Genomic DNA, 21,243 nt, shown 5'->3' with positions numbered 1-21,243 from the left:
CCGGTCGCAGACCCATGCCATGTCCTTCAGTGAAGCAGCCCCCACCGACACATCCTCGCCGAATGTCCGTCCGCGGGCTACTGCTGCGCGGCCTGCCCCTTGTTCATCTGCGGCTGAGCCGCATTGGGCTGCGCCGGAGTGATGGCGGTCTGGGCGCCACCGGCGGGCAGCTGGTCGCCGCGCATGGACGCGCGGATCTGTTCGAGCTTGCTGTGGCCCGCCATCTGAATGCTGGCCTGCTGGACCTCGAGCATGCGGCCCTGCACCGAGTTCTGCGCGAGTTCGGCGGCGCCGAGCGCGTTGGCGTAGCGGCGCTCGATTTTCTCGCGCACCGCGTCCAGGCTCGGCGTGGTGCCCGGCGCCGACAGGGTCGAATCCATCCGCTGGAGGGACGCGGAGACCTGCTCCTGCATCTTGGCCTGCTCCAGCTGGCTGAGCAGCTTGGTGCGCTCGGCGACCTTCTGCTGCAGCAGCATCGCGTTCTGCTCCACGGCCTTCTTGGCCTGGGCCGCGGCCTGCAGCGACTGATCGTGCAGGACCTTCAGGTCCTCGACGGACTGCTCGGCGGTGACCAGTTGGGCGGCGAACGCTTCGGCGGCGTTCGTGTACTGGATCGCCTTCTCGGTGTCGCCCGCCGCGGTGGCCTGATCGGCCAGCAACACGGCCTGGCGCGCATTGGCGTTGAGCTTCTCGACCTCGTCCAGCTGCCGGTTCAGCTTCATCTCCAGCTGACGCTGATTGCCGATGACCGACGCGGCCTGCTGCGAAAGGGCCTGGTGCTGCCGCTGGGCTTCCTCGATAGCCTGCTGAATCTGGACCTTCGGATCCGCGTGCTCCTCGATCTTGGCGTCGAAGAGGGCCATCAGGTATTTCCAGGCCTTGACGAACGGATTAGCCATCGATTGATCCCGCCTCCATCTGACATGCCGCGCCGGGGCGCGACTCCAGTGCGCGACCGTCACGCACTCGATATGTGCCTATCCTCCACCATGTGGCACCCGGGCCGGGCGAGCCCGGCCCGAACGACGCCTTATGGAGAATCTATCCGCTTTTCGCATCGGCCCGCAGCCTTGTCGCGACGGCCACGTCTCATGCCCCGTCACATGCCCTTCACCAGAACCAGCATGTCCGCTCTCGGCGCGGGAATGACGATCCTGGTGTCTTCGGCCAGCGGCAGCGGCCGCGGGGAAACCCCGGCCGCCGACATGGAGGCGGAGGCCGATGCGGGCTCGGCGGCCCCCGCGGGCTCGGCGGCGGTCTGCTCCGGCTCGGCGACCGCGGGCGCGGCGGCCTCCTCCGCGGGCGCGCCGACCGGCAGTCCGTCGGCGCCCGCCATGATCGTGCTCACATCCCACAGCACCCGCGACAGCGGCACGTCCAGCGCCTCGCAGATGGCGGCGAGCAGTTCACTCGATGCCTCCTTGCGACCCCGCTCGACCTCGGAGAGATAGCCGAGGCTCACCCGCGCCGACGTGGAGACCTCGCGCAGGGTCCGGTTCTGGGCGAGACGAGCACGCCGCAGACTGTCCCCGATCGCCTCTCGCAGCAGCGTCATCTCGTTCTCCTTCGCTCCCGGTCGCCGGGCCGACGCGATTCGTGACCCCACGCATGCCGTTCTTTCTCGCACAACGTCGGAGCGGGGCCGGTTGGTTCCCACCGGGCACCGTCAATCGCTCCGCCCGGCGCGCCCGGCCGAACCCGTCTCCCGCACGCAGCGCAGCAATTCGGATACCGCCGTGCGTGTTGCGCCGATTCTGATCGTCCACCGGTCGCCGGGGAGTTTCAACCGCACCACTTCGGAATGGTCCGGACCCGCGATGCCGAGGAAGACCGTGCCCACCGGGTGACCGTCCTGCGAATCCGGGCCGGCGACGCCGGTCAGCCCCACACCCCAGTCCGCGCCGCATCTCGTGCGCGCGCCGACGGCCAGTTGCTCGGCGGTGCTGGCCGCCACCGGGCCTTCCGTCGCGAGTACGTCCGCGTCGACGCCCGCGAGACTGTGTTTGAGATCGGTGGCGTACACCACCAGCCCGCCCCGTAGTACTGCGCTGACGCCGGGAACCCCCGCGATCGTGGCGGCCAGCAGACCGGCGGTCAGCGATTCGGCGGTCGCGACGGTTTGCCGCACTGTCACCAGAGCCCGCACGAGGTCGGCGGCGGGCACCTGGGCGACGAGCGGATCGGTCATGCGCCGCGCGTCCGGCCCGGTGCGCCGGCGAACCACACCCTGGCCGCCTGGCCGACGTAGTCCAGCCCCGTCACCACCGTCAGCGCGACCGCCGCGTACATCAGCGCCATCCCGAACTCGGCGAACCAGCCGGACAAAGGCAACAGCAGCAGGGCAATCGCCAGCGACTGCACCAGGGTCTTGAGCTTGCCGCCGCGTCCGGCGGGAATCACCCCGCGCCGCACCACTACCAGCCGCAGCAGCGTCACGCCGATCTCGCGACCGCAGATGACGAGCGTGATCCACCAGGCAAGGTCACCGAGCAGGGACAGGCCGATCAGCGCGGCCCCGATGAGCGCCTTGTCCGCGATGGGGTCGGCGAGCTTGCCGAAATCCGTGACAAGACCGTATTTGCGTGCCAGTTGCCCGTCGAACCGATCTGTGATCGCGGCGAGGCCGAACAGCGCGGCGGCGGCGATCCGCCAGCCCGCCTGATGACCGCCGTCGACGAACAGCGCCACGACGAACAGCGGCACGATCGCGATGCGCAGCATGGTGAGCACGTTCGCGATGTTCAGCAGCGGCGCCCCCGTCTCGGCCTGGGCGGTCGCGAACCCGGGCCGGACCGGGCCCGGCGCGCTCCAGGGACGGTCCGTCTCCTCCGGTTGCACACTCATGCCTGCGCCTCGCTGGCGCTCGGCTCCGGCACGAGCGTGCGCACAGCTGCGTCCTTGATTCGCTCGCTACGCTCCCTCATTGCCCGCGCCTCGCCCGTTATTGCCGCCTCGCCCGCGGCCTGCCGCGTCATGGCCGCCTCGTCATCGCGGCGCGCTGCCCGGCGCGATGCGGTGAGCGGAACGGCTGGATCTGCGGCACACGATCAGACTATCGGTAGCCGGCCCGACTACTGTGCACCCCATGACCTCTCGGGGACCACTAGGTGGTTCGACAAGCGACGCGCACCCGGGCGCGGCCTCCGCCGCGCAGAACTCCGTCCCGGTGGTCCGACGCGCCCGAACCTCCGACGTGCCCGAGATCAAGCGCCTCGTCGACGTGTACGCAGGCCGCATCCTGCTGGAGAAGAACCTGGTCACGCTGTACGAGGCGGTCCAGGAGTTCTGGGTCGCCGAACTGGACGGCCGCGTCGTCGGCTGCGGCGCGTTGCATGTGCTGTGGGCCGATCTCGGCGAGGTGCGCACCGTCGCGGTGCATCCCGACGTCAAGGGCAGTGGTGTGGGCAAGCTCATCGTGCAGCGGTTGATCGCCGTCGCGCGCGAACTCGAGCTGCAACGGCTGTTCGTGCTGACCTTCGAGGTGGAGTTCTTCGGCAGGCACGGTTTCGTGGAGATCGACGGCACGCCGGTCACCGCCGAGGTGTACGCGGAGATGTGCCGCTCGTACGACACCGGCGTCGCGGAGTTCCTCGATCTCAGCTATGTGAAGCCGAACACCCTCGGCAATACTCGAATGCTGCTGACGCTTTGAGCCCGTCCTCACAGGAAGCGATACCCGTGCCGATCTTCGCCGTCCACTACGTCTACTCCGAAGCCACCGCCGCAGGTCGCGACGCCCACCGGCCCGAGCATCGCGCGTGGCTGGCCGGGCTGCTCGAGTCCGGCACCCTGCTCAGCAGCGGGCCGTACCCGGACGGGTCCGGCGCGCTGCTGATCTTCCGGTCGGAGGACGCGGGTGCGTTGAAGAACCTTCTCGCGCAGGATCCGTTCGCCCGAGAGGCCCTGATCGACGACGTGCGCGCGGTCGAGTGGGCGCCGGTGTTCGGCGCCTTCACGTCCTGATCCGCTAGCGCCCGACCCGCGCGCGTGTCCGGAGCAGGCTCGCGATCGTGGCGACGACCAGGATGGTGAGGATGACGCCCAGGGAGACCGGCGTGGAGATCTCCGGGGCCGCGACGTGCTCGCCGCCGTTGATGAACGGCAACGTGTTCTCGTGCAGTGCGTGCAGGACGAGCTTCACGCCGATGAACGCGAGGATGGCCGCCAAGCCGTAGGACAGATAGACCAGCCGGTCGAGCAGTCCGCCGATCAGGAAGTACAGCTGCCGCAAGCCCATGAGGGCGAAAGCGTTCGCGGTGAACACGAGGTAGGGCTGCTCGGTCAGGCCGTAGATGGCCGGGATGGAGTCCAGCGCGAACAGCAGGTCGGCGAAGCCGATGGCCAGCAAGGCCAGCAGCAGCGGCGTGACCGCGCGGCGTCCGTCGATCCTGGTCACCAGCCTGTCCCCGTCGTACTCGTCGGTGGTCGGCAGGATCCGCTTGGTCAGCGCGACGATGCGGCTGTCGCGCTTCTCCTCGACTTCGACCTCGTGGCCGCTCTCCCGCAGCAGCTTCACCGCCGTGTAGACGAGGAACAACCCGAACAGATAGAACACCCAGCTGAACGCGCTGATCGCGGCCGCGCCGATGCCGATGAACACGCCGCGCATCACCAAGGCGATCACGATGCCGATCAGCAGCACCTTCTGCTGATAGATCCGCGGCACCGCGAAGGTGGACATGATGATCAGGAAGACGAACAGGTTGTCCACCGAGAGCGCCTTCTCGGTGACGAAGCCCGCGTAGTACTCCCCCGCGTAGGTCGTGCCCCATTGCCAGGCGACCACGCCGCCGAAGGCCAGCGCCAGCCCGATGTAGACCGCGGACCAGAATCCGGATTCCCGGAACGTCGGCTCGTGCGGGGTGCGGACGTGCGCGAAGAAGTCGAAGATGAACAATCCGAGGATCACCGCGATGGTGATCACCCATTCGAGTGCGGTTACCTGCATGCGGTGTGCCGATCGGAAGCGAAGGTCATGTCATCCATAATGCCCGTTTTGTCCGTTTGACTAGGTAGCGGGGTAGTTGCCAACCATGATTCCACATGCGCTACCTCAACCGTCATCACCAGTGGCCGACCGTGACCGACGCCCTACCGCAGCGCTGAACACCGTTGAGCTGTACCCATCGAGCGCACGAGAGCGGAACCGCACCGGGGCGGCGGCGGAAAGCAGGTTCACAACACCGGAATCGGGTGTTAGTTTCGATAGCAACGAAAATCACAGGAGAGGCAAAGCGATGACCGGGCCGGTGCGGCGACAGCTGTCGCCGAGTGGTGCCCGGCAGTCGTGCACCCAGGCTGTGCTATCCGCATCCTCCGCCCGGGATTGGCGGATGAGCGTGCGGAGCGGCCCCTGAACGTGTCTTGCGCAAGGACCCGTGCGGAAAGGGGCCACCCGCGGCGAAGCGCCTCAGGGGGGCCCTTTTTCGTGCAGACGGACGTAGCTCAGTGGGTAGAGCGACGGTCTCCAAAACCGTTGGCCGGGGGTTCGAGTCCCTCCGTCCGTGCCGGGCCGGGTGGTTGCGCACCGCCCGCCGATCCCTCGTAGCCCAATAGGTAGAGGCGCCGGACCTAGATTCCGGGAGATGCGAGTTCGAATCTCGCCGAGGGAACCATCAGGATCACTCCTGCGGCTCGGCGGGATCGCCGCCCTCGCCGCCACCTCCGCGGATCGACCAGAGCAACCCTTCCAGCTCATCGGGTTTGACGAGCACGTCACGCGCCTTGGAACCTTCGCTCGGGCCGACCACGCCCCGGGTCTCCATGAGGTCCATCAGCCGCCCCGCCTTGGCGAAGCCGACGCGCAGCTTGCGCTGCAGCATGGAGGTGGACCCGAATTGGGAGGTGACCACGAGTTCCACCGCCTGCAGGAAGACGTCGAGGTCGTCGCCGATATCGGGGTCGACATCCTTCTTCTCACCCGGTTTGGCCGCGGTCACGCCGTCTTGGTAGTCGGGCTCGGCCTGATTCTTGGTGAAGTCGACGACGGCGTGGATCTCCTCGTCGCTGATGAAGGCACCCTGCAGGCGCGTCGGCTTGCCCGCGCCCATCGGCAGGAACAACCCGTCACCCATGCCGATCAGCTTCTCGGCGCCGGGCTGGTCGAGAATGACCCGCGAGTCGGTCAGCGACGAGGTCGCGAACGCCAGCCGGGATGGCACGTTGGTCTTGATCAGACCGGTCACCACGTCTACCGACGGACGCTGGGTGGCCAGTACGAGATGGATGCCTGCCGCACGGGCCTTTTGGGTGATGCGGACGATCGCGTCTTCCACGTCCCGCGGGGCGGTCATCATCAGGTCGGCCAGCTCGTCGACGATGGCGAGGATGTACGGGTAGGGCCGGTACACCCGCTCGCTGCCCAGCGGCGCGGTGATCGCACCCGACTTCACCTTCTTGTTGAAGTCGTCGATGTGGCGCACCTTGTTGGCCTGCATGTCCTGATACCGCTGCTCCATCTCCTCGACCAGCCAGGCCAGCGCGGCGGCGGCCTTCTTCGGCTGCGTGATGATCGGCGTGATCAGGTGTGGAATGCCCTCGTAGGGTGTCAATTCCACCATTTTCGGATCGATCAGGATCATCCGGACCTCGTCCGGCGTCGCCCGTTGCAGCAGCGACACCAGCATCGAGTTCACGAAGCTCGACTTACCCGAACCGGTGGAGCCCGCGACCAGCAGATGCGGCATCTTGGCCAGATTGGCCGAGACGAACTCGCCCTCGATGTTCTTGCCGAGGCCGATCACCAGGGGATGGTGATCCGTGCGGGTGGAGGGCGCCTTCAGCACGTCGGCCAGCCGGACCAGCTCGCGGTCGGCGTTGGGTACCTCGATGCCGACGGCGGACTTGCCCGGGATCGGTGCGAGCAGCCGGACGTTCTCAGTCGCGACGGCGTAGGCGATGTTGCGGGCCAGCGCGGTGATCTTCTCGACTTTCACGCCCGGCCCGAGTTCGACCTCGTAGCGGGTGACCGTCGGACCGCGCACGAAACCGGTGACCGCCGCGTCGATCTTGAACTGCACCAGTACCTCGGTGATCGCCTCGATCATCGATTCGTTGGCTGCGCTGCGCTTCTTGGGTGGGTCGCCGTCGGTCAGCAGCGACAGCGGCGGCAGCGTGTAGTCGCCCTCGACTTCGCGGTCGGTGACGAATTCCAGCTGCTTCGGCGGCGGTGGGGTCTGATCCTCGACCGCCGCGGCCGGACGCTGCTTCTTCGGCTTCGGCTTCGCCGCGGGTTCCTCGACCGCGATCGGCTTGGCGTCACGCAGCGGCGGTTCGCCGAGCATCTCGGTGGCCGCGTCGGGGTCGCCGAACTCGTCGGGCGGATAGTTCTCGGCGGGCGTGCGACCGCGCCGTTTGGCGCTGGTGCGGTGCACCGGGAAGCCGTCGGCGTCGTACTCGGCCGAATCGTAGTCCCGGTAGTCGCCGTATTCGTCGCCCCCGCGCTCGGTGCCGAAGTACTGGCGCAGCTTGGCGGGCACCTCACGCACCGTCGTACCCGTCACCAGCAGCAGGCCGAAGACGATTGCCAGCAACAGGATCGGTATCGAGAGCCAGGCGGTCAGTCCGTTGGTCAGCGGGCCGCCCACCACGAAGCCGACGAAACCCGCTGCGCGGGAACGTCCGTGCGCATCGGTGGGGGCGCCCGCGGCGATGTGCCACAAACCCAGCATCGGCAGGCCGATCAGCAGGCCGCCGAGCACCAGCCGCGGACGGATCTCCGGGCGCGGTTCGGTACGCATCAAGACCACCGCGATTCCGGAGGCCACGAACGGCAGTGCGGCCGAGGCCGATCCGGATATCGCGCGGATGAGGTCCTCGACCCAGTGGCCGACCGGCCCGCCCGCCGACAACCACACCGCCGCCGCGATCACGGCGCTCACCGCGATCAGGGCCAGCGCGGCGCCGTCGCGCCGATGTCCGTGTTCGATCTCCCCGGCCCGGCTCAACGTGCGGGTGGTCGCGCCGAGGCCGCGAGCCAGCATCGTCCAGCCGCTGCTGATACCGCGACCGATCACCGCGAGCGGCGCCGTGTTCGAGGTGCGGCGCACCGGACGCCGGGTGCGCGTGGTTCGCCCGCGAGGCGCGGCGGGCGTACGGGGCGCCGCTGAGCGGGGCGTGTCCGCGCGAGACCGTGCCGTGGTGGTCCTGCCCCGCGCCGCTCCCGCCCGCGCCCGAGTCGTCGTGGTGCTGCGGGACTTACCTGCCATGGCCCCCAGGCTAGCCTGTTCCGCCTCTGCGGGTCTTCAGGCCGTACGAGTCGGTGACAAGGGATTTGCGTTCAGGTGCGATCAGATCGTTGCTGCGATCACACCGAGCGGTCCAGGCCGAGCACCGCGCGGACGGCGTCGGGAGGACCGGCAGTCTCCAGGCGGACCTCGTTCCGGCCGAAAGCGTGCAGTAACAGCTCCGAGGGCTGGCCGGTCAGCGTGACCACGGTGTCGGACCCGGACCGCGCCCTCGTGCGTTTGCCGTCGGGTGTCGCGAGTTCGACCGTGACCGGTGCCTTGCGATAGGACGTCGATGCCATTTTGCGCACCACCGACCACAGTTTGTCCTGGTCGGCGGCGGTGAGTCCGCGTGGCTGCCAGCCCGGTTCGGCGCGACGCACGTCTTCGTGGTGGACGAACATCTCCGGCAGATTGGCCAGCGCGTCCACCGGGCGCAGCGGCGACCACCACGGCGGACCCGTGCGCACCTGGTCCAACAGCGCGGGGAACGGCTGGTTCGCCGCTTTCGCCTGCACCCGGGCGAGATATCCGGCCAGGGGCTTCAGCAGGATGCCAGGGGCGGCGTCCGGCCGCCGTTCGCGAACCACCAAGTGCGCGGCGAGGTCCCGCACGGTCCACTCACCACACAGCGTCGGCGCATCCGGCCCCGCGGCCCGCATCGCCTCGACGAGCCCGCGACGTTCCCGCTGCGCAAAAGTCACACGTCGACCATACCCAGCACCCGGCCACGGCTACAGCCACCGCGCGGTGGGAAACACCGAGCAACGCGAGTCCGGCGCCTACTCGAAGATCAATTTTCTATACCACAGGGTCTGTTCCTCCCCATGCCGGGAAATCTCCGGCTAGCGCAACGAGAGTCGGCTCTGTACCTTGTCTCTCGGTCCATCGGGTCGTGGGCCTAATGACAAGAAGGGGCAAATCCTCCGTGAAGAAGTTTGCTACCGGTGTGGCCGCGTTGGCGGCGGCGGGTACCGCGCTGGCCGTCAGCGCGCCCGCAGCGCACGCCTACACCAACAACTACGGCGCCATCGCGCTGTCCACCTCCACCGGGACGATCGGGTACTCCTACGACTACCCGGATTCGGCTGCCGCACAGCGGCGCGCCGTGAGCTCCTGCGGCGCCGCGGACTGCCGGTCGGTGGTCTGGTTCCGCAACGGCTGCGGCGCCGTGGCGTACTCCAGCGGCAACGGCAGCTGGAGCTGGGGGTACGCGTCGTCACGACGCGGCGCTCAGGGCCAAGCCCTGCGGCACAACGATTCCGACGCCTACATCGTGCACTGGAACTGCACGTCCAACCACGGCTGATGCCCGGTATTCGAGTCGAAGGAACCATCGTGAAGCACCGCACTTTCCGGACCGCCGTGGCTGTCGTTCTCACCGCAGCGGCCTGCTCGCTCACCGCCTGCGCCTCCGGCGACGACTCCTCGTCGCCGAGCACCGACGCCCACCCCAGCCATGCGGCGGGCGAATTGGAAGGCGGCTCGGACAAGGGCGACAAGGAGGCCGGCTCCGCGCCGACCACTCCGTCCTCGCCCGCACTGGCCAAGCCCACGGTCCAGCAGCTGAACGAGCGGCTGCAGAAGGCGTTCGATCCGAACGTGCCCAACGCGGAGAAGATCAGCTGGATCCAGGCCGCCGAGCAGGATCCCTACCTGGTCGCCAACCTCGTCGATGCCGCGAAGAAGCAGAAGGTCACCGTCGAGGTGACCAATGTGGGCGACCCGAAGGACGGCAAGCTCAAGGCCGACGCCAAGGTCACCATCGACGGCACCCCGGTGGACGACGCGTTCATCCAGTTCGTCTCCGAGGGTGGCCAGTGGAAGGTCGACCACACCTTCGCCTGCAACATCGTCAAGAGCGCGAAGATCGAATCCGCGGCCTGCCAGGAGTAACCGCGCACGAATCAGCGGAAAGCGCCGGATAGCCCCTGCTATCCGGCGCTTTTCGTAGTTCGGGAGATCAGACGCCGATAACCGTCGGCACGATCATCGGACGACGCCGATAGGTATCGGCCACCCAGCGCCCGACCACCCGTCGCACGCCCTGCGCGATCCGATGGGTATCCGTGATGCCCTCGCCCGCCAGTCGCAGCAACTCGGCCTCCACCAGTTCCGCCGCGTCCAGCAATGCGGTCGGATCGTCGGAGAAGCCACGCCCGCTGAGTTCGGGTGTGCTGACCGCCTTGCCGGTGGTCTCGTCGATGGCGACGGTGATCGCGATGAAACCGCCCTCACCGAGCACCAGCCGGTCCGACAGTGTCGACTCGCCGACATCGCCCACCGACAGCCCGTCGACGTACACGTGCCCGACCGGCACCCGGCCGACGATCGAGGCGATGCCGTCGACCAGATCGACCACCACGCCGTCCTCGGCGAGCACCACCCGGTCCTCGGGCACACCGGTCGCCACCGCCAAGGCCGCGTTCGCCCGCAGGTGGCGCCACTCGCCATGTACCGGCATCGCGTTGGTCGGCCGCACCGCGTTGTACAGATACAGCAGCTCACCCGCGGACGCGTGCCCGGAGACGTGCACCTTGGCGTTCTGCTGGGTGATCACCGTGGCGCCCAGCCGGGCCAGGCCGTTCACCACGGCGAACACGGAGTTCTCGTTGCCGGGGATGAGCGAGGAGGCCAGCACCACCAGATCGTCGGCGCGAATGTTGATCTGCCGGTGTTCGCCGCGCGCCATGCGCGACAGCGCCGACAGCGGCTCGCCCTGCGAACCAGTCGAGATCAGCACCAGACGGTGGCCCGGCAGGGTCGCGGCGACGTCGAGGTCGACGACCACGCCGTCCGGCACCGTAAGATAGCCGAGATCTTGCGCGATCTGCATATTGCGCACCATCGAGCGCCCGATGAAGCACACACGCCGCCCGTACTTCTGGGCCACGTCGACCACCTGCTGGATGCGATGCACATGGCTGGCGAACGACGCGACGATCACCCGGCTGCGCGCCTTGCCGATCACCGTGTCCAGTACCCCGCCGATCTCGCGTTCCGGCGTGACGAACCCGGGGACCTCCGCGTTCGTGGAGTCCACCAGGAACAGGTCGACGCCCTCGTCGCCGAGCCGGGAGAATCCGGCCAGGTCGGTGAGCCGTCCATCCAGCGGCAGCTGATCGAGCTTGATATCGCCGGTGTGCAGGGCGACGCCCGCGGGCGTGCGGATGGCGACGGCGATCGCATCCGGAATGGAGTGATTGACCGCGAAGTACTCGCAGCCGAACGGGCCGTGCGTGGTGTGCTGTCCCTCGGTGACCTCGACCAGCTTCGGATGCTGACGGTGCTCCCGGCATTTCGCGGCGACCAGCGCGAGAGTGAACTTCGAGCCGACGACCGGAATATCCGGCCGCAGTCGCAGCAGGAACGGCACCGCGCCGATGTGGTCCTCGTGGCCGTGGGTGAGCACGACGGCGACCACGTCGTCCATCCGGTCCTCGATGGGACGGAAGTCGGGCAGGATCAAGTCGACGCCGGGCTGCTGGTCTTCCGGGAACAGCACGCCGCAGTCCACGATCAGCAGCTTGCCGCCGTACTCGAACACGGTCATGTTGCGGCCGATCTCGCCGATGCCGCCGAGCGCGAACACGCGCAGCCCGTTCTTGGGCAGGGCGGGCGGGACACCGAGACGGTCGTGCGTGGCGATCGCAACCGGCTGCGACGCGGGCGTTTCGGCCCGCCGCCCACCGGAGGCACGTCCACGACGCCGGGACGGCGCCTCCTGCGCCCTGGACCCCGGTCTGGCCTGCGCGGGCTTCGTCTCCTCGGCGCGCACGACCACTTCGGCCTCCACCGTCACCTCGGCGGGCGCGGTCTCGCGCGGTGGCGGCGGCGTCGGCTCGACCGGCGCGGATGGGGCCGGCGCCCCCGCGGGGCGGGATGCGCCGCGGCGGCGACGGGCTAGCGGCTCACTCATGACAGCACCCCGACCTTCCGCAGATCGGCAGCCAACGCTTCGAGTTCGTCGGCGGTGGGCATCAGCTGCGGCAGCCGCGGCTCGCCCACCTCGACCCCGAGCAGGCGCAGGCCGCCCTTGCTCATCGCGACGCCGCCCAGCCTGGCCATCGCGGCGTGCAGCGGCAGCAGCGTGGTGTTGATCTCGCGGGCGCGCACCACCTCACCGGCGGTATACGCCTCCAGCATCGCACGCAGCCGTTCGGGCACGAGATGCCCGATGACACTGATGAATCCGGACGCGCCGACCGACAGCCACGGCAGGTTGAGCGCATCGTCGCCGGAGTAGAAGGCCAAGCCGGTGCTCGCGATGAGCTCGGCGCCCATGTTCAGGTCGCCCTTGGCGTCCTTGACCGCGACGATGCGCGGGTGCTCGGCGAGCTTGCGGATGGTGTCACTGGCGATCGGCACCACCGACCGGCCCGGGATGTCGTACAGGGTGACCGGCAGGTCGGTAGCGTCGGCGACGGCGGTGAAGTGCGCGATCAGGCCCGCCTGGGTGGGCCGGGAGTAGTACGGCGTCACCACGAGCAAACCATGCGCACCCGCGCGCTGCGCGCAGCGCGCGAGTTCGATCGAGTGCGCGGTGTCGTAGGTGCCCGCGCCCGCGATCACGGTGGCGCGCTCGCCGACCGCGTCGACGACGGCGCGCAGCAGGTCGGCCTTCTCCGACTCGGTGGTGGTCGGCGACTCGCCAGTGGTTCCGGAGATCGCGAGCAGGTCGACGCCGCGGCCGACCAGGCGGGCCGCGAGCGCGACCCCGGCATCGACGTCGAGCTTGCCGTCGGCACTGAAGGGGGTCACCATCGCGACACCTACCGTGCCGGACGCGCGCAGCTCCGTTGGCGTCGATTCACCGTTCGTCATGGTCAAAAAGGCTACCCGGTCTGGGACGGACCCTCGACACCCTCGTCGGCGATCGGGCCGCAACAACCGGGCGATCACCCACGGATGACTGCATCAGGGCGCCAAAACCGCCCTTGCCTGACATCAATGATGACGTCAGACTGATGTCATGGATTTGAACAAGTACACCGGACAGCTGCGCGAGAACCTGATCGCCGCCGCGGCGCTCGGCGACGAGAAGACGCAGGCCACGGCGGCGGCGCTGGCCGCGGCGACCGAGAGTTCGGCCCGGTTGGTATTGCTCGCCGCGCTGTCCGAGCTCGCCGCGGAGGTCAGCGCGGCACTCGGCGACCGCACGGTGCACGTGTCGGTCGACGGCACCGACGCCTCCGTCGATGTGCGCAAGAGCACGGCTACCGACGAACCGCCCACATTCGAGGAGATGACCGGAGACATCAGCAGGGTGACGCTCCGGCTCGTCGAACAGATGAAGGCGCGCGCGGAAGAAGCTGCGGCACAGAGTGGTCAGTCGCTGAACTCCTGGCTGTCGAGTGCCGTGCACGGCGCGCTGCGCGACCAGATGCGCGGCTACGGACCGAAGCGCGACACCTGAGTCCGGCACGGCCGGCCGCTCGCGCTACAGCCGCACGGCGAGATTGCCCCGGTCCCCGATCACCACGTCGTCGAGTTCGAGCCAGTCGGCCAGCTCCCGCAGCGCGCCGGTGAGCGCGTGAGCGGTGGCGGGGGTGTCGTACCCGGGTTCGGCGAACGCGGCCGGTACGCGCAGCCGACCGGCGGCGCGTTCGGCGCGCAGGTCGACGCGGCCGACGAGTTCGCCGTCGAGCAGGAACGGGAAGACGTAATAGCCGTGCACCCGTTTGTGTTCCGGCGTGTAGATCTCGATGCGGTAGTGGAAGTCGAAAATCCGCTCGGTGCGGGCACGGAAGAAGATCAGCGGATCGAATGGGCACAGCAGTGCGGCACCCTCGATGCGACGCGGCGTGGGCGCTCCGGCCCGCAGATAGGCCGGTTTTCCCCAGCCCGCCACCTCCACCGGGATCAACTCGCCCGAGTCCACCAGAGCGGCGATGGCCGGCTCGGTCTGGGTGCGCTGCAGGCGGTAGTAGTCGCGCAGGTCGGCCTCGGTGCCGATGCCGTGCGCGGTGGCCGCCCGTAGCACCAGCTCGCGGACCGCATCCTGCTCGGAAACCGAGCGCGCCAGCACATCCGGCGGAATCACCCGCTCTGCGAGGTCGTAATGCCTGGCGAACCCGGCCCGGGAGGCCACAGACAGCGCGCCCGCCGCGAAAAGCTGCTCGCAGATCATCTTGGTGTCGCTGAGATTCCACCAGGAGCCCTTGGGCCGCGGCTTGTCCAGTTCGAGATGGCGCTCCACCTCACCGGCGGTGGCCGCACCCACCTCGGTGATCACATCCAGGATGTCCTTGCCCAAAGTGGGATTGCGTTCCACCACCTTGCGCATACCGGACCAGCGCCCGTGCTCGTACCGCCGCATCCGCCAGCGCAACAGCGGCCAGTCTTCGACCGGGATGAGCGCGGCCTCGTGCGCCCAGTACTCGACGAGCGCCCGCGGCCGCCGCGCGCCATTGCTCCATGCCGCCTGATCCAGCAGGGTGCGATCGTAAGGGCCGATTCGGCTGTACACCGGCGCGTAATGCGCCCGCACCACCGCCGACACCGAATCCAGCTGCAGCAGCTGCGTTCTGTCCAGCACCCCCAACACCGACCGCCGCGTCGCCCGCCCGGGCTTGCGCCCCCCGAAACCCTGCGCCGCCAACGCCGTACGACGCGCCGCCGCCGCACCCATCTTCCGCATGGATCGAACCATGCCATAGGGCACCGACAGTATCTTTTGGCAGCGCCTGCGGCGCTGCGTGTTCGCGGCCCTCTTGTGGCTCGCGAACGGGCAATGCTCGGTCTCGCTTCGCTCGAAAGCAGGAGCGGGGCCATATGGTGGCGTTGGGTGATAACCGCTGGACAAAGAGCCCACGAGACTTCGCCGCAGCTGAGCACGCGAAGCCGCACATTCACCCTCGGCCGTATCCGCTCCAGCCGAAGTCACTCCGGAGCCCAACCTCCACCCGCATCAGGTCGACACGGTGACCGCGCCGGTTGTGTCGATCTCGGTGCGGCGGTCTCGGTCCGACGCGGTCGCCAGTACGGTGGCCAGGATGCTGCGGCCGGTGGGGAGGACGCGGACCGTGACCGAGCCCTCGTTCGCGGCGTCCAGTTCGCGGGTGGCCGCGTCGATCACCTGCTGCCGCACCCAGGGTGCGACGTCCGTGAAACCGCCGTCGTCGAGCAGGACCACTTCGACGCCACGCGAGCGGGCCCCGCGGGCGGCGCTGCTGAGTTGGTCGGTGACCAGCTGGGGAGCCCGAAGGCCGTCGCGCAGCTCGGCTTCCAGGAGCCGGCACTGTTCCCGCTCGGCGGCGGTGAGTTCGTCGCCGTCGGCGATGCGTTCCAGGATCGGACGTGCCACCGCGTCCAGGCGCGCGAGTTGCCGGTTGCGTTCCCCGTTCTCCGCGGCCATGCCGGCCTCGGCGGCGGCGCGCATGGTGGCCTCGTCCCGCAGCAGGCGCAGCGAGCGCTGCGTGGGGCGCATGATCGCCACGAACAGCGACACCCCGGCGACCGTGGCGACCGGCACGATCGAACCGACGACCACCCCCACCCGCAGCCCGGCCACCACACCCACCACCGCGATCACCACGCCGATGCCCGCGACGCCGAGCCAGGCCGCGGCCAGCCGTCCGCGCAGCACCAGCACGGCGAGCACGTACGACGCGGCGAACGCCGTCCACACCTGCTTCGACCAGCCTCGTTCGACGTCGAACGAGGTCAAGATCGTGGCCAGCGGCCCGGAGGCGGCGACGAACACGGTCGCGGCCCAGGGCAGCGGATCGACCGGCGACGCTACGACCACCAGACCGGCCAGGGCCAGCACGATCAGCGCCGCGATGGCCGCGACCAGCGGCGATTCCGAGAAATTCCGGACCATGTACAGCACGATGGTCGCCTCGAGGATGACCAGGAACAGCCACGCCGCCCGGTCGCGCAGTCCGAGCAGATCCCGGAGCCCGAATTCGGTGTCCTGCTCAGCCATTGCCGCCCCACACCAGCGTGACGGTCGTTCCCTCGCCCGGCTGGGATTCCACGAACCCGGCGCCGCCCGCCAGTTGCCGCATGCGGCCGAGGATGCTCACCGAGATACCGAGCCGATCGACGGGCACCTCGCGCAGATCGAAACCCGCGCCGTCGTCGCGGAACACCACGCCAATACCGCCCGCGCTGATCGTCACGGTGACGGTGCGACGCACGTCGCGTCCCGCGACGGTGGCGTGGCGCAGACTGTTGCGGGCGGCCTCGGCGAGCGCGGCGGCGATCGTGCTCGCGGCGGCGACCGGCAGACGCAGATCGTCGAATCCGGCCCAGCGCCGCGCCGTGAACCGGATGCCCGGGTTCACCTCGTGCACGGCCGAGCGCAGGAATCCGATCGCGGATTGCGCGTCCAGCCGGTCCGGTTCGGTCTCCCCGACACGGCATTCGTCGAGTTGTTCCAGGGTTCGCTCGGCCTGGCGGCGCAGCACCGGCGATTCGGTCCCGGCACGCGAGGCGTCCAGCAGGGTGGACAGCACCGCGTCGTGAATCAGCGCGGCGAAGCGCGCGCGTTCCCGTTCCCTGGCCGCCGCGCCCGCGATCGCCGCTGCCCGGCTGCTCTCGATCGCCGACTCCCGATCCACACGGTCGGCCGCGGCCCTGGCGTAGATCACACACCACAGGAACAACGCGCTGAGCCCGGCCGCCCTGGCGAAGTCGCCGAGCAGCGCCAGCGCGGTGGTCTCGCGCAGCACCACCAGGTTCGCCAGCGCACTGAACGCGGCACCGACCATCAGATACCCGACGGCGAGTGGCGGACGCCACGCGAGCACGGCCGCAAGGACGCCAAGCGCCAGGACCCGGTACAGCCACACCGAGGCCGCACCTTCGGCGTCCGGCGCCGCGTACGCGAACGGAACCACCGCCATGGCGGCGAGGAAACTCACTGCCGCGACACCGGCGACCAGCTGGATCGCGCGTCGCCCCAGGGCGATCGAGGCCACCGCGAGCACCGGGAACCACCCGAAGCCCAGCACTACCTCGACGACCGTCCAGCCGACGGACACGAACCGGCTCTGGTCGGCGATCTCCGGTAGCTCGACAACCGCGGCGATCACCCCGGCGACGCCGATGGCAAGTCCCAGCCTGCGCAGGATGCGGTCGGCAGCGCCCTCGGAGGTCTTCTCACGGGACAGCGCGACGACACCGCGGCGCCAACGGCTCGGACGGAGCCAGTCGAGCGGGAGAGAGCGGGGGTGCGACGAGGTGTCCAGCGTGCTGGACGCGGTCATCCGCGCGGATGCCGCTCGGGAACCGGAAGCCATCCGTCCTCCACCGCCCGCTTGTACAGGTCGGTCTTGGTCGGCGCCGGACGACCGGCGTCGGCGTACTTCTGGCGGATCCGGCCGAGATAGTCGTTGACCGTCTGCTCGGACAGACCGGTCAATCGCGCGACCCGCGAGGCCTTCTCGCCGGACGCGTACAACGTGAGCACTTCTTCTTGTCGCGGGCTCAGACCCACGTCGGACAGTTGCGGATCGCCATCGATGGCGGCCGCCCAGTCGGTGGTGACCACCTGTTCGCCGGAGGCCGCGCGGCGCACCGCCGCGACGACGGTGGGCACGTCCTCGGATTTACGCACGACGCCGAGCACACCCGCACGCGCGGCCGAGCGCACCAGGAAGGCATTGTCCGCGCCGGTGAAGACCAAGACCTCGATGCCGCGAGCCCGCAGGGCGCGCACGTTGTCCTCGGGCGAGGACCCGTCCGCCAATCGCAGATCCAGCACCACCAGATCCAGTGGCGCGGCGCCGTCCGCGGCGGCGAGCAGTTCCGGCACGGTGCCCGCGGTCGATACCAGATCGAGGTCGGTTTCCGGCGCAAGCATCGCGGCGAGACCGATCGCGACGGATTCGTGGTCTTCGACCAATCCGATCCGGCGCGGCGCGGTCTCGCCCCCTTCGGCCCACGTCACCTGACTCTCCTATCCCGAGCAATAACATCCCCACCGGAACAACAACCATGCCAGTATGCCGGTCCATGGTTCGGAATGGTCAGACACCAGAAATCGGGGGACGTCCCGAGGCCGTCAGCCCGCGGTCAGGTGGTTCGTTCTGCAACTGCGGTTCATCGCGGGGGCAGGCTTCCCGCGCGGCGGTGCGGCCCAGCCGCCATCGGTCAGACCGGATCGGTGTCGTTGTCGAGCGCTTCGAGCCGTAGTTCCTTGAGCCAGCCATCGGCCGTGCATTCGTAGAATCGAGCGCCGCGCTCGGTGAGGTATTCCGGCCCGAGAGGTTTCGGCTCGGCGGACGTGGCACCGACGCTGTGGCCGAAGAGGGCGAAGACGGCTTCGGCCTTCATCTCGGCCGCCTGCCGGTCCGCGGCCATGAACGCCAGCTCCAGTCGTTGCATCTGTTCGCTTGTTACCTCTTTATAGGTGCCGTCCATGTAGGCCAGGCGTGTCGTCGGCCGACCGTCGTCCATTCCGGTGATCAACCACATCGGTGCGTGATAGTCGGCATGGATCAGCGTTGCCTCCGTCGCCTCGAATGCCATAGCGCCCCCTTCCACTTGGTCGGATCATCGCTCAGCTTACCGCGCGGCGACGCATAACGGACCGACAGCGACTTGAGTTCCATTGCGGGACAAAGCATTTCCCGAGTGATAGCGGAGAATTACTGGGCGGCAGCCTGATTCTGTCGAGCGGCATGCGCGCATCGCATGCGGCATGATCAGGCGCGACGCAATATCGAGGGTGAGGCAGCCCGTGCTGGATCGCCGTGCGCTATACGGGTTTCGAGCCGGGTCGCGCCCTGCGGCGCGCAGTGTGCCAACGCGGGCGGTTGGCGACAGAACAGGCGAGGACCGGCGCGAGAACGACGCCGGACAGTGGCGAGGCACGCCAACTGACCGCCAAAGGCGCTGCCTTGCAATATCATTGGCCGCCAGCGCGCGAAGGCCGATACGCACCGGAGCGGAATGAGATGTCGACGGATGTGACGTGTTGAGCGGTACCGAACGAATGGCAGGTAGGCGAAGCGGAAGACGGAAGCTCTCCGACGATTACATGCCGGTGGGCGCGATTTTGCAGCGTTATCGAAAGGAAGCCGAGGTCGACCTGGACAGGCTCGCCGAGGAGGCCCACCTGTCCACGTCCCTGCTGTCGAAGATCGAAGCGGGGCATCGGCAGGCGACCAAGAAGACCATTGTCACCCTGGCACCCATCCTGAAGATCCCGGAGTCCGACCGGAAACGGCTGTTGTGGCTCGCCGATCCCTACCTGCCCGAGATGAGCCAGCGGCCGGATGGCGGTCGGCGTCCGACGCCCCGTGAGCTCACCGTGCTGGACTCCAACCCGTTTCCGGCCTGCTACATGGCGCCTCCCATGGGACTGGACGGTGCGCTCCATGTGATCGTCGCGACGAACGCCGCCTTCGACAGGTTCTTCCCCGGACTCGAGCCCGGCGCCAGCACCGTCGACTACCAACTGCTACACCGGACGGCAAGAGATGTCTTCGTGCGCTGGGACGAGGACGCGCACCATCTCGTGCGAGCCTGCCGGGCACAGCTGACCGGTTTCGTCACTGAAACCCGGATCGAGGAGATCAAGACGAAGCTGCGTCGCAATCCGGACTTCGATGGCATGTGGGACACTCCCTATCCGCCGAAGCTCGAGTCGAGGGACACCGTGTGGGTTCGCGATATCGGCGACGGAGCCGCGCTCGAAATGTACTTCCGCGTGTCCTGGGATGACAGCCCTTGGCTGCATTACGGGCTGATGCCGGTCGACCTCGCGAGCTACTTGAAGCGCTACCCGGTCGAGTCGCACCTGAAGCAGACCGGCCGCTGAGCACCACGTGCATGGACGAGGTTTTGCACAAAGAGTGCATTGATACCGGGTGCCTCCGCACAGGAGACTGTCTATCCGAGGAGGGCAACGGTCTTCCGCAGTACAGCACTTCGGTGCGGTAGGCCGATCTCGATACGCGGAGGGGAGAGATCGGCACACCGCTCGGACACTCACCGCGACGCCGCTGTAGCCGGCAGGCAGCCGGTGTCACTCCATCAGTTGAGCCGCCACCGTCGCGCCCAGCTCCCAGCACCTCGTCAGATCGGCCTTCGTCGGCGGTCCCATCACCACCACGGGGGCAGCGGCTTTCACCCAGCCCATCCCCGTCGTGACGGTATCGACGCTGCGCTCGGCACCCTCGGTGCCCTGATTGCCGTGAATGTACAGACCGTAGGGACGCCCGCGCGTCGAATCCAGGCACGGGTAATAGCAAACGTCGAACGCGTGCTTGAGCGCACCGGACATGTACCCCAAGTTCGCCGTCGTTCCGAGCAGATAGCCGTCAGCCTGCAGCATGTCGACCGGCGTGCAGGCCAAGGCCGCGCGGCGAACCACTTCGACGCCCTGGATCTCCGGATCAGTCGCGCCGGACACCACAGCCTCGAACATTTCCTGCATATGCGGGGACGGCGTGTGATGGATGATCAGCAACCGGGCCACCCTGCGATAGTATCGGCCGCCGCGGTGATCAGGTGTTGTCGCGCTCGTGCCGTTCCAGCGCGACCGCGCGGCGCATGGCCTCGCGCGCTCTGGTCCGGTCGCCCGCGTAGTCGTAGGCGCGCGCGAGGCGGAAGGAGACCCGCCAATTGTCCGGATCGGCTTCCCATTCGGCCTTGACCGCCGCGAAGAGTTCGTCGGCGGCCGCGCGTTCGATGCGGCCGGACGGGAGGCGCGGCAACGTCGAGGTGTCGAGCTCGAGGCCTTCGTCGTGAATGCGCCGCGCCAAGTGCTGGTGCGCCAGCGCCGCGCGTACGGTGGCCGCGACGATCCAGACGCCCAGCAGCGGCAGGATCAGGACCCCGACGCCGATAACGACCGCCGCCACCTCGCCGGAACCGATCAGGCCGAACGCGATCCGGCCGAGTAGCAGGAAGTAGAAACCGAGCACCAGCACCAGCGCCGCGATCAACGCGACGACCTTGACGACCTCCGCGCCGCCCTTCGGCTCGACCGGTTCCGCGCTGCTCACGACCGCTCCTTGCCGGGGCGGGCCTCCGTGGTGCGCGACCGCGCGCGGTGTCCTCG

General features: G+C 68.5%; 22 protein-coding genes and 2 tRNA genes. 8 read left to right on the top strand and 16 right to left on the bottom strand.

The features are described from left to right. Positions 1-77: 77 nt before the first annotated feature. From pspA to pgsA, 4 genes are all read right to left on the bottom strand, one after another. Positions 78-899 (bottom strand): phage shock protein PspA, encoded by an 822-nt coding sequence (gene pspA / locus AB0M45_RS11335; RefSeq protein ID WP_364325969.1) that lies wholly within the window; start codon positions 897-899, stop codon positions 78-80. A gap of 200 nt (positions 900-1,099) precedes the next feature. Beyond that, positions 1,100-1,555, bottom strand: a complete 456-nt coding sequence (locus AB0M45_RS11330; protein WP_364325966.1) for a helix-turn-helix transcriptional regulator — start codon at positions 1,553-1,555, stop codon at positions 1,100-1,102. Between the two features lie 111 nt (positions 1,556-1,666). Next, entirely contained in the window at positions 1,667-2,188 is a 522-nt protein-coding gene (locus tag AB0M45_RS11325) for a nicotinamide-nucleotide amidohydrolase family protein (protein ID WP_364325963.1), read from the bottom strand. After that, positions 2,185-2,844 carry a CDP-diacylglycerol--glycerol-3-phosphate 3-phosphatidyltransferase gene (gene pgsA / locus AB0M45_RS11320; protein ID WP_364325960.1) on the bottom strand — a complete coding sequence of 220 codons (660 nt, stop codon included), beginning with the start codon at positions 2,842-2,844 and terminating at the stop codon, positions 2,185-2,187. The genes AB0M45_RS11325 and pgsA overlap by 4 nt, the downstream gene beginning before the upstream one ends. Before the next feature lie 241 nt (positions 2,845-3,085). Between pgsA and AB0M45_RS11315 the strand changes: the two genes are divergently transcribed. Beyond that, on the top strand, positions 3,086-3,652 hold the full coding sequence (locus AB0M45_RS11315; protein WP_364325957.1) for an amino-acid N-acetyltransferase: 567 nt from the start codon (positions 3,086-3,088) through the stop codon (positions 3,650-3,652). 26 nt (positions 3,653-3,678) lie between these two features. Next, complete coding sequence (locus AB0M45_RS11310; RefSeq protein WP_364325954.1) at positions 3,679-3,963, top strand: YciI family protein; 285 nt, start codon at positions 3,679-3,681, stop codon at positions 3,961-3,963. 4 nt (positions 3,964-3,967) lie between these two features. Here the strand turns inward: AB0M45_RS11310 and AB0M45_RS11305 are convergent, their stop codons facing one another. Then, positions 3,968-4,948 (bottom strand): TerC family protein, encoded by a 981-nt coding sequence (locus AB0M45_RS11305; protein WP_364325951.1) that lies wholly within the window; start codon positions 4,946-4,948, stop codon positions 3,968-3,970. Between the two features lie 486 nt (positions 4,949-5,434). Here AB0M45_RS11305 and AB0M45_RS11300 point away from each other — a divergent pair. Both AB0M45_RS11300 and AB0M45_RS11295 read left to right on the top strand, forming a co-directional pair. Further along, positions 5,435-5,507 (top strand) — tRNA-Trp (locus AB0M45_RS11300). Positions 5,508-5,538: 31 nt separating this feature from the next. Next, positions 5,539-5,615, top strand: a tRNA-Leu gene (locus tag AB0M45_RS11295). A 6-nt stretch (positions 5,616-5,621) separates the two neighbouring features. Here AB0M45_RS11295 and AB0M45_RS11290 read toward each other — a convergent pair. Beyond that, a complete protein-coding gene (locus tag AB0M45_RS11290) occupies positions 5,622-8,207 on the bottom strand; it encodes a DNA translocase FtsK (protein WP_364325948.1) in 2,586 nt (861 codons plus the stop codon). Positions 8,208-8,305: 98 nt separating this feature from the next. Further along, positions 8,306-8,929, bottom strand: a complete 624-nt coding sequence (locus AB0M45_RS11285) for a TIGR03085 family metal-binding protein (protein WP_364325945.1) — start codon at positions 8,927-8,929, stop codon at positions 8,306-8,308. 224 nt (positions 8,930-9,153) lie between these two features. On the opposite strand from AB0M45_RS11285, the gene AB0M45_RS11280 reads away from it, so the two are divergent. After that, entirely contained in the window at positions 9,154-9,534 is a 381-nt protein-coding gene (locus AB0M45_RS11280; protein ID WP_364325942.1) for a DUF4189 domain-containing protein, read from the top strand. Positions 9,535-9,563: 29 nt separating this feature from the next. Next, the gene (locus AB0M45_RS11275) at positions 9,564-10,121 is read left to right on the top strand and encodes a hypothetical protein (protein ID WP_364325939.1); all 558 of its coding nucleotides are present in this window, start codon (positions 9,564-9,566) and stop codon (positions 10,119-10,121) included. A gap of 67 nt (positions 10,122-10,188) precedes the next feature. On the opposite strand, the gene AB0M45_RS11270 is transcribed toward AB0M45_RS11275, so the two are convergent. Next, positions 10,189-12,144, bottom strand: coding sequence for a ribonuclease J (locus AB0M45_RS11270; protein WP_364325936.1), 1,956 nt, complete (start codon positions 12,142-12,144; stop codon positions 10,189-10,191). Further along, the gene (dapA, locus tag AB0M45_RS11265) at positions 12,141-13,049 is read right to left on the bottom strand and encodes a 4-hydroxy-tetrahydrodipicolinate synthase (protein ID WP_364325933.1); all 909 of its coding nucleotides are present in this window, start codon (positions 13,047-13,049) and stop codon (positions 12,141-12,143) included. Before dapA ends, AB0M45_RS11270 begins: the two co-directional genes overlap by 4 nt. Positions 13,050-13,197: 148 nt before the next feature. Here dapA and AB0M45_RS11260 point away from each other — a divergent pair, with 148 nt between their 5' ends. Next, positions 13,198-13,641 (top strand): hypothetical protein, encoded by a 444-nt coding sequence (locus tag AB0M45_RS11260; RefSeq protein ID WP_364325930.1) that lies wholly within the window; start codon positions 13,198-13,200, stop codon positions 13,639-13,641. A gap of 24 nt (positions 13,642-13,665) precedes the next feature. Here the strand turns inward: AB0M45_RS11260 and AB0M45_RS11255 are convergent, their stop codons facing one another. The 5 genes from AB0M45_RS11255 to AB0M45_RS11235 all read right to left on the bottom strand — a co-directional run bounded on the left by AB0M45_RS11255 (position 13,666) and on the right by AB0M45_RS11235 (position 18,704). Then, positions 13,666-14,865 carry a crosslink repair DNA glycosylase YcaQ family protein gene (locus AB0M45_RS11255; RefSeq protein WP_364325927.1) on the bottom strand — a complete coding sequence of 400 codons (1,200 nt, stop codon included), beginning with the start codon at positions 14,863-14,865 and terminating at the stop codon, positions 13,666-13,668. 270 nt (positions 14,866-15,135) lie between these two features. Next, complete coding sequence (locus AB0M45_RS11250) at positions 15,136-16,155, bottom strand: hypothetical protein (RefSeq protein ID WP_364325924.1); 1,020 nt, start codon at positions 16,153-16,155, stop codon at positions 15,136-15,138. Continuing rightward, on the bottom strand, positions 16,148-17,473 hold the full coding sequence (locus tag AB0M45_RS11245; protein WP_364325921.1) for an ATP-binding protein: 1,326 nt from the start codon (positions 17,471-17,473) through the stop codon (positions 16,148-16,150). Before AB0M45_RS11245 ends, AB0M45_RS11250 begins: the two co-directional genes overlap by 8 nt. Further along, positions 17,437-18,123, bottom strand: coding sequence for a response regulator transcription factor (locus tag AB0M45_RS11240; RefSeq protein ID WP_364325918.1), 687 nt, complete (start codon positions 18,121-18,123; stop codon positions 17,437-17,439). Before AB0M45_RS11240 ends, AB0M45_RS11245 begins: the two co-directional genes overlap by 37 nt. Positions 18,124-18,326: 203 nt before the next feature. Next, positions 18,327-18,704 (bottom strand): hypothetical protein, encoded by a 378-nt coding sequence (locus tag AB0M45_RS11235; RefSeq protein WP_364325915.1) that lies wholly within the window; start codon positions 18,702-18,704, stop codon positions 18,327-18,329. A 517-nt stretch (positions 18,705-19,221) separates the two neighbouring features. Here AB0M45_RS11235 and AB0M45_RS11230 point away from each other — a divergent pair. Further along, positions 19,222-19,998, top strand: a complete 777-nt coding sequence (locus AB0M45_RS11230; RefSeq protein ID WP_364325912.1) for a helix-turn-helix domain-containing protein — start codon at positions 19,222-19,224, stop codon at positions 19,996-19,998. 207 nt (positions 19,999-20,205) lie between these two features. Here the strand turns inward: AB0M45_RS11230 and AB0M45_RS11225 are convergent, their stop codons facing one another. Both AB0M45_RS11225 and AB0M45_RS11220 read right to left on the bottom strand, forming a co-directional pair. After that, the gene (locus AB0M45_RS11225) at positions 20,206-20,658 is read right to left on the bottom strand and encodes a flavodoxin family protein (RefSeq protein ID WP_364325909.1); all 453 of its coding nucleotides are present in this window, start codon (positions 20,656-20,658) and stop codon (positions 20,206-20,208) included. Positions 20,659-20,686: 28 nt separating this feature from the next. Next, the gene (locus tag AB0M45_RS11220) at positions 20,687-21,187 is read right to left on the bottom strand and encodes a hypothetical protein (RefSeq protein WP_364325906.1); all 501 of its coding nucleotides are present in this window, start codon (positions 21,185-21,187) and stop codon (positions 20,687-20,689) included. Positions 21,188-21,243: the final 56 nt, after the last annotated feature.

The organism is Nocardia sp. NPDC051787, from assembly GCF_040681325.1.
Taxonomy (GTDB): domain Bacteria; phylum Actinomycetota; class Actinomycetes; order Mycobacteriales; family Mycobacteriaceae; genus Nocardia.
This window is presented reverse-complemented; position numbering and strand designations above follow the sequence as displayed.

Excerpts from the sequence above, each read along its gene's own strand:
- pspA (WP_364325969.1), bottom strand. The coding sequence starts at position 899 with ATGGCTAATCCGTTCGTCAAGGCCTGGAAATACCTGATGGCCCTCTTC.
- AB0M45_RS11330 (WP_364325966.1), bottom strand. The coding sequence starts at position 1,555 with ATGACGCTGCTGCGAGAGGCGATCGGGGACAGTCTGCGGCGTGCTCGT.
- AB0M45_RS11325 (WP_364325963.1), bottom strand. The coding sequence starts at position 2,188 with ATGACCGATCCGCTCGTCGCCCAGGTGCCCGCCGCCGACCTCGTGCGG.
- pgsA (WP_364325960.1), bottom strand. The coding sequence starts at position 2,844 with ATGAGTGTGCAACCGGAGGAGACGGACCGTCCCTGGAGCGCGCCGGGC.
- AB0M45_RS11315 (WP_364325957.1), top strand. The coding sequence starts at position 3,086 with ATGACCTCTCGGGGACCACTAGGTGGTTCGACAAGCGACGCGCACCCG.
- AB0M45_RS11305 (WP_364325951.1), bottom strand. The coding sequence starts at position 4,948 with ATGCAGGTAACCGCACTCGAATGGGTGATCACCATCGCGGTGATCCTC.
- AB0M45_RS11290 (WP_364325948.1), bottom strand. The coding sequence starts at position 8,207 with ATGGCAGGTAAGTCCCGCAGCACCACGACGACTCGGGCGCGGGCGGGA.
- AB0M45_RS11270 (WP_364325936.1), bottom strand. The coding sequence starts at position 12,144 with ATGAGTGAGCCGCTAGCCCGTCGCCGCCGCGGCGCATCCCGCCCCGCG.
- dapA (WP_364325933.1), bottom strand. The coding sequence starts at position 13,049 with ATGACGAACGGTGAATCGACGCCAACGGAGCTGCGCGCGTCCGGCACG.
- AB0M45_RS11260 (WP_364325930.1), top strand. The coding sequence starts at position 13,198 with ATGGATTTGAACAAGTACACCGGACAGCTGCGCGAGAACCTGATCGCC.
- AB0M45_RS11255 (WP_364325927.1), bottom strand. The coding sequence starts at position 14,865 with ATGCGGAAGATGGGTGCGGCGGCGGCGCGTCGTACGGCGTTGGCGGCG.
- AB0M45_RS11250 (WP_364325924.1), bottom strand. The coding sequence starts at position 16,155 with ATGGCTGAGCAGGACACCGAATTCGGGCTCCGGGATCTGCTCGGACTG.
- AB0M45_RS11245 (WP_364325921.1), bottom strand. The coding sequence starts at position 17,473 with ATGGCTTCCGGTTCCCGAGCGGCATCCGCGCGGATGACCGCGTCCAGC.
- AB0M45_RS11235 (WP_364325915.1), bottom strand. The coding sequence starts at position 18,704 with ATGGCATTCGAGGCGACGGAGGCAACGCTGATCCATGCCGACTATCAC.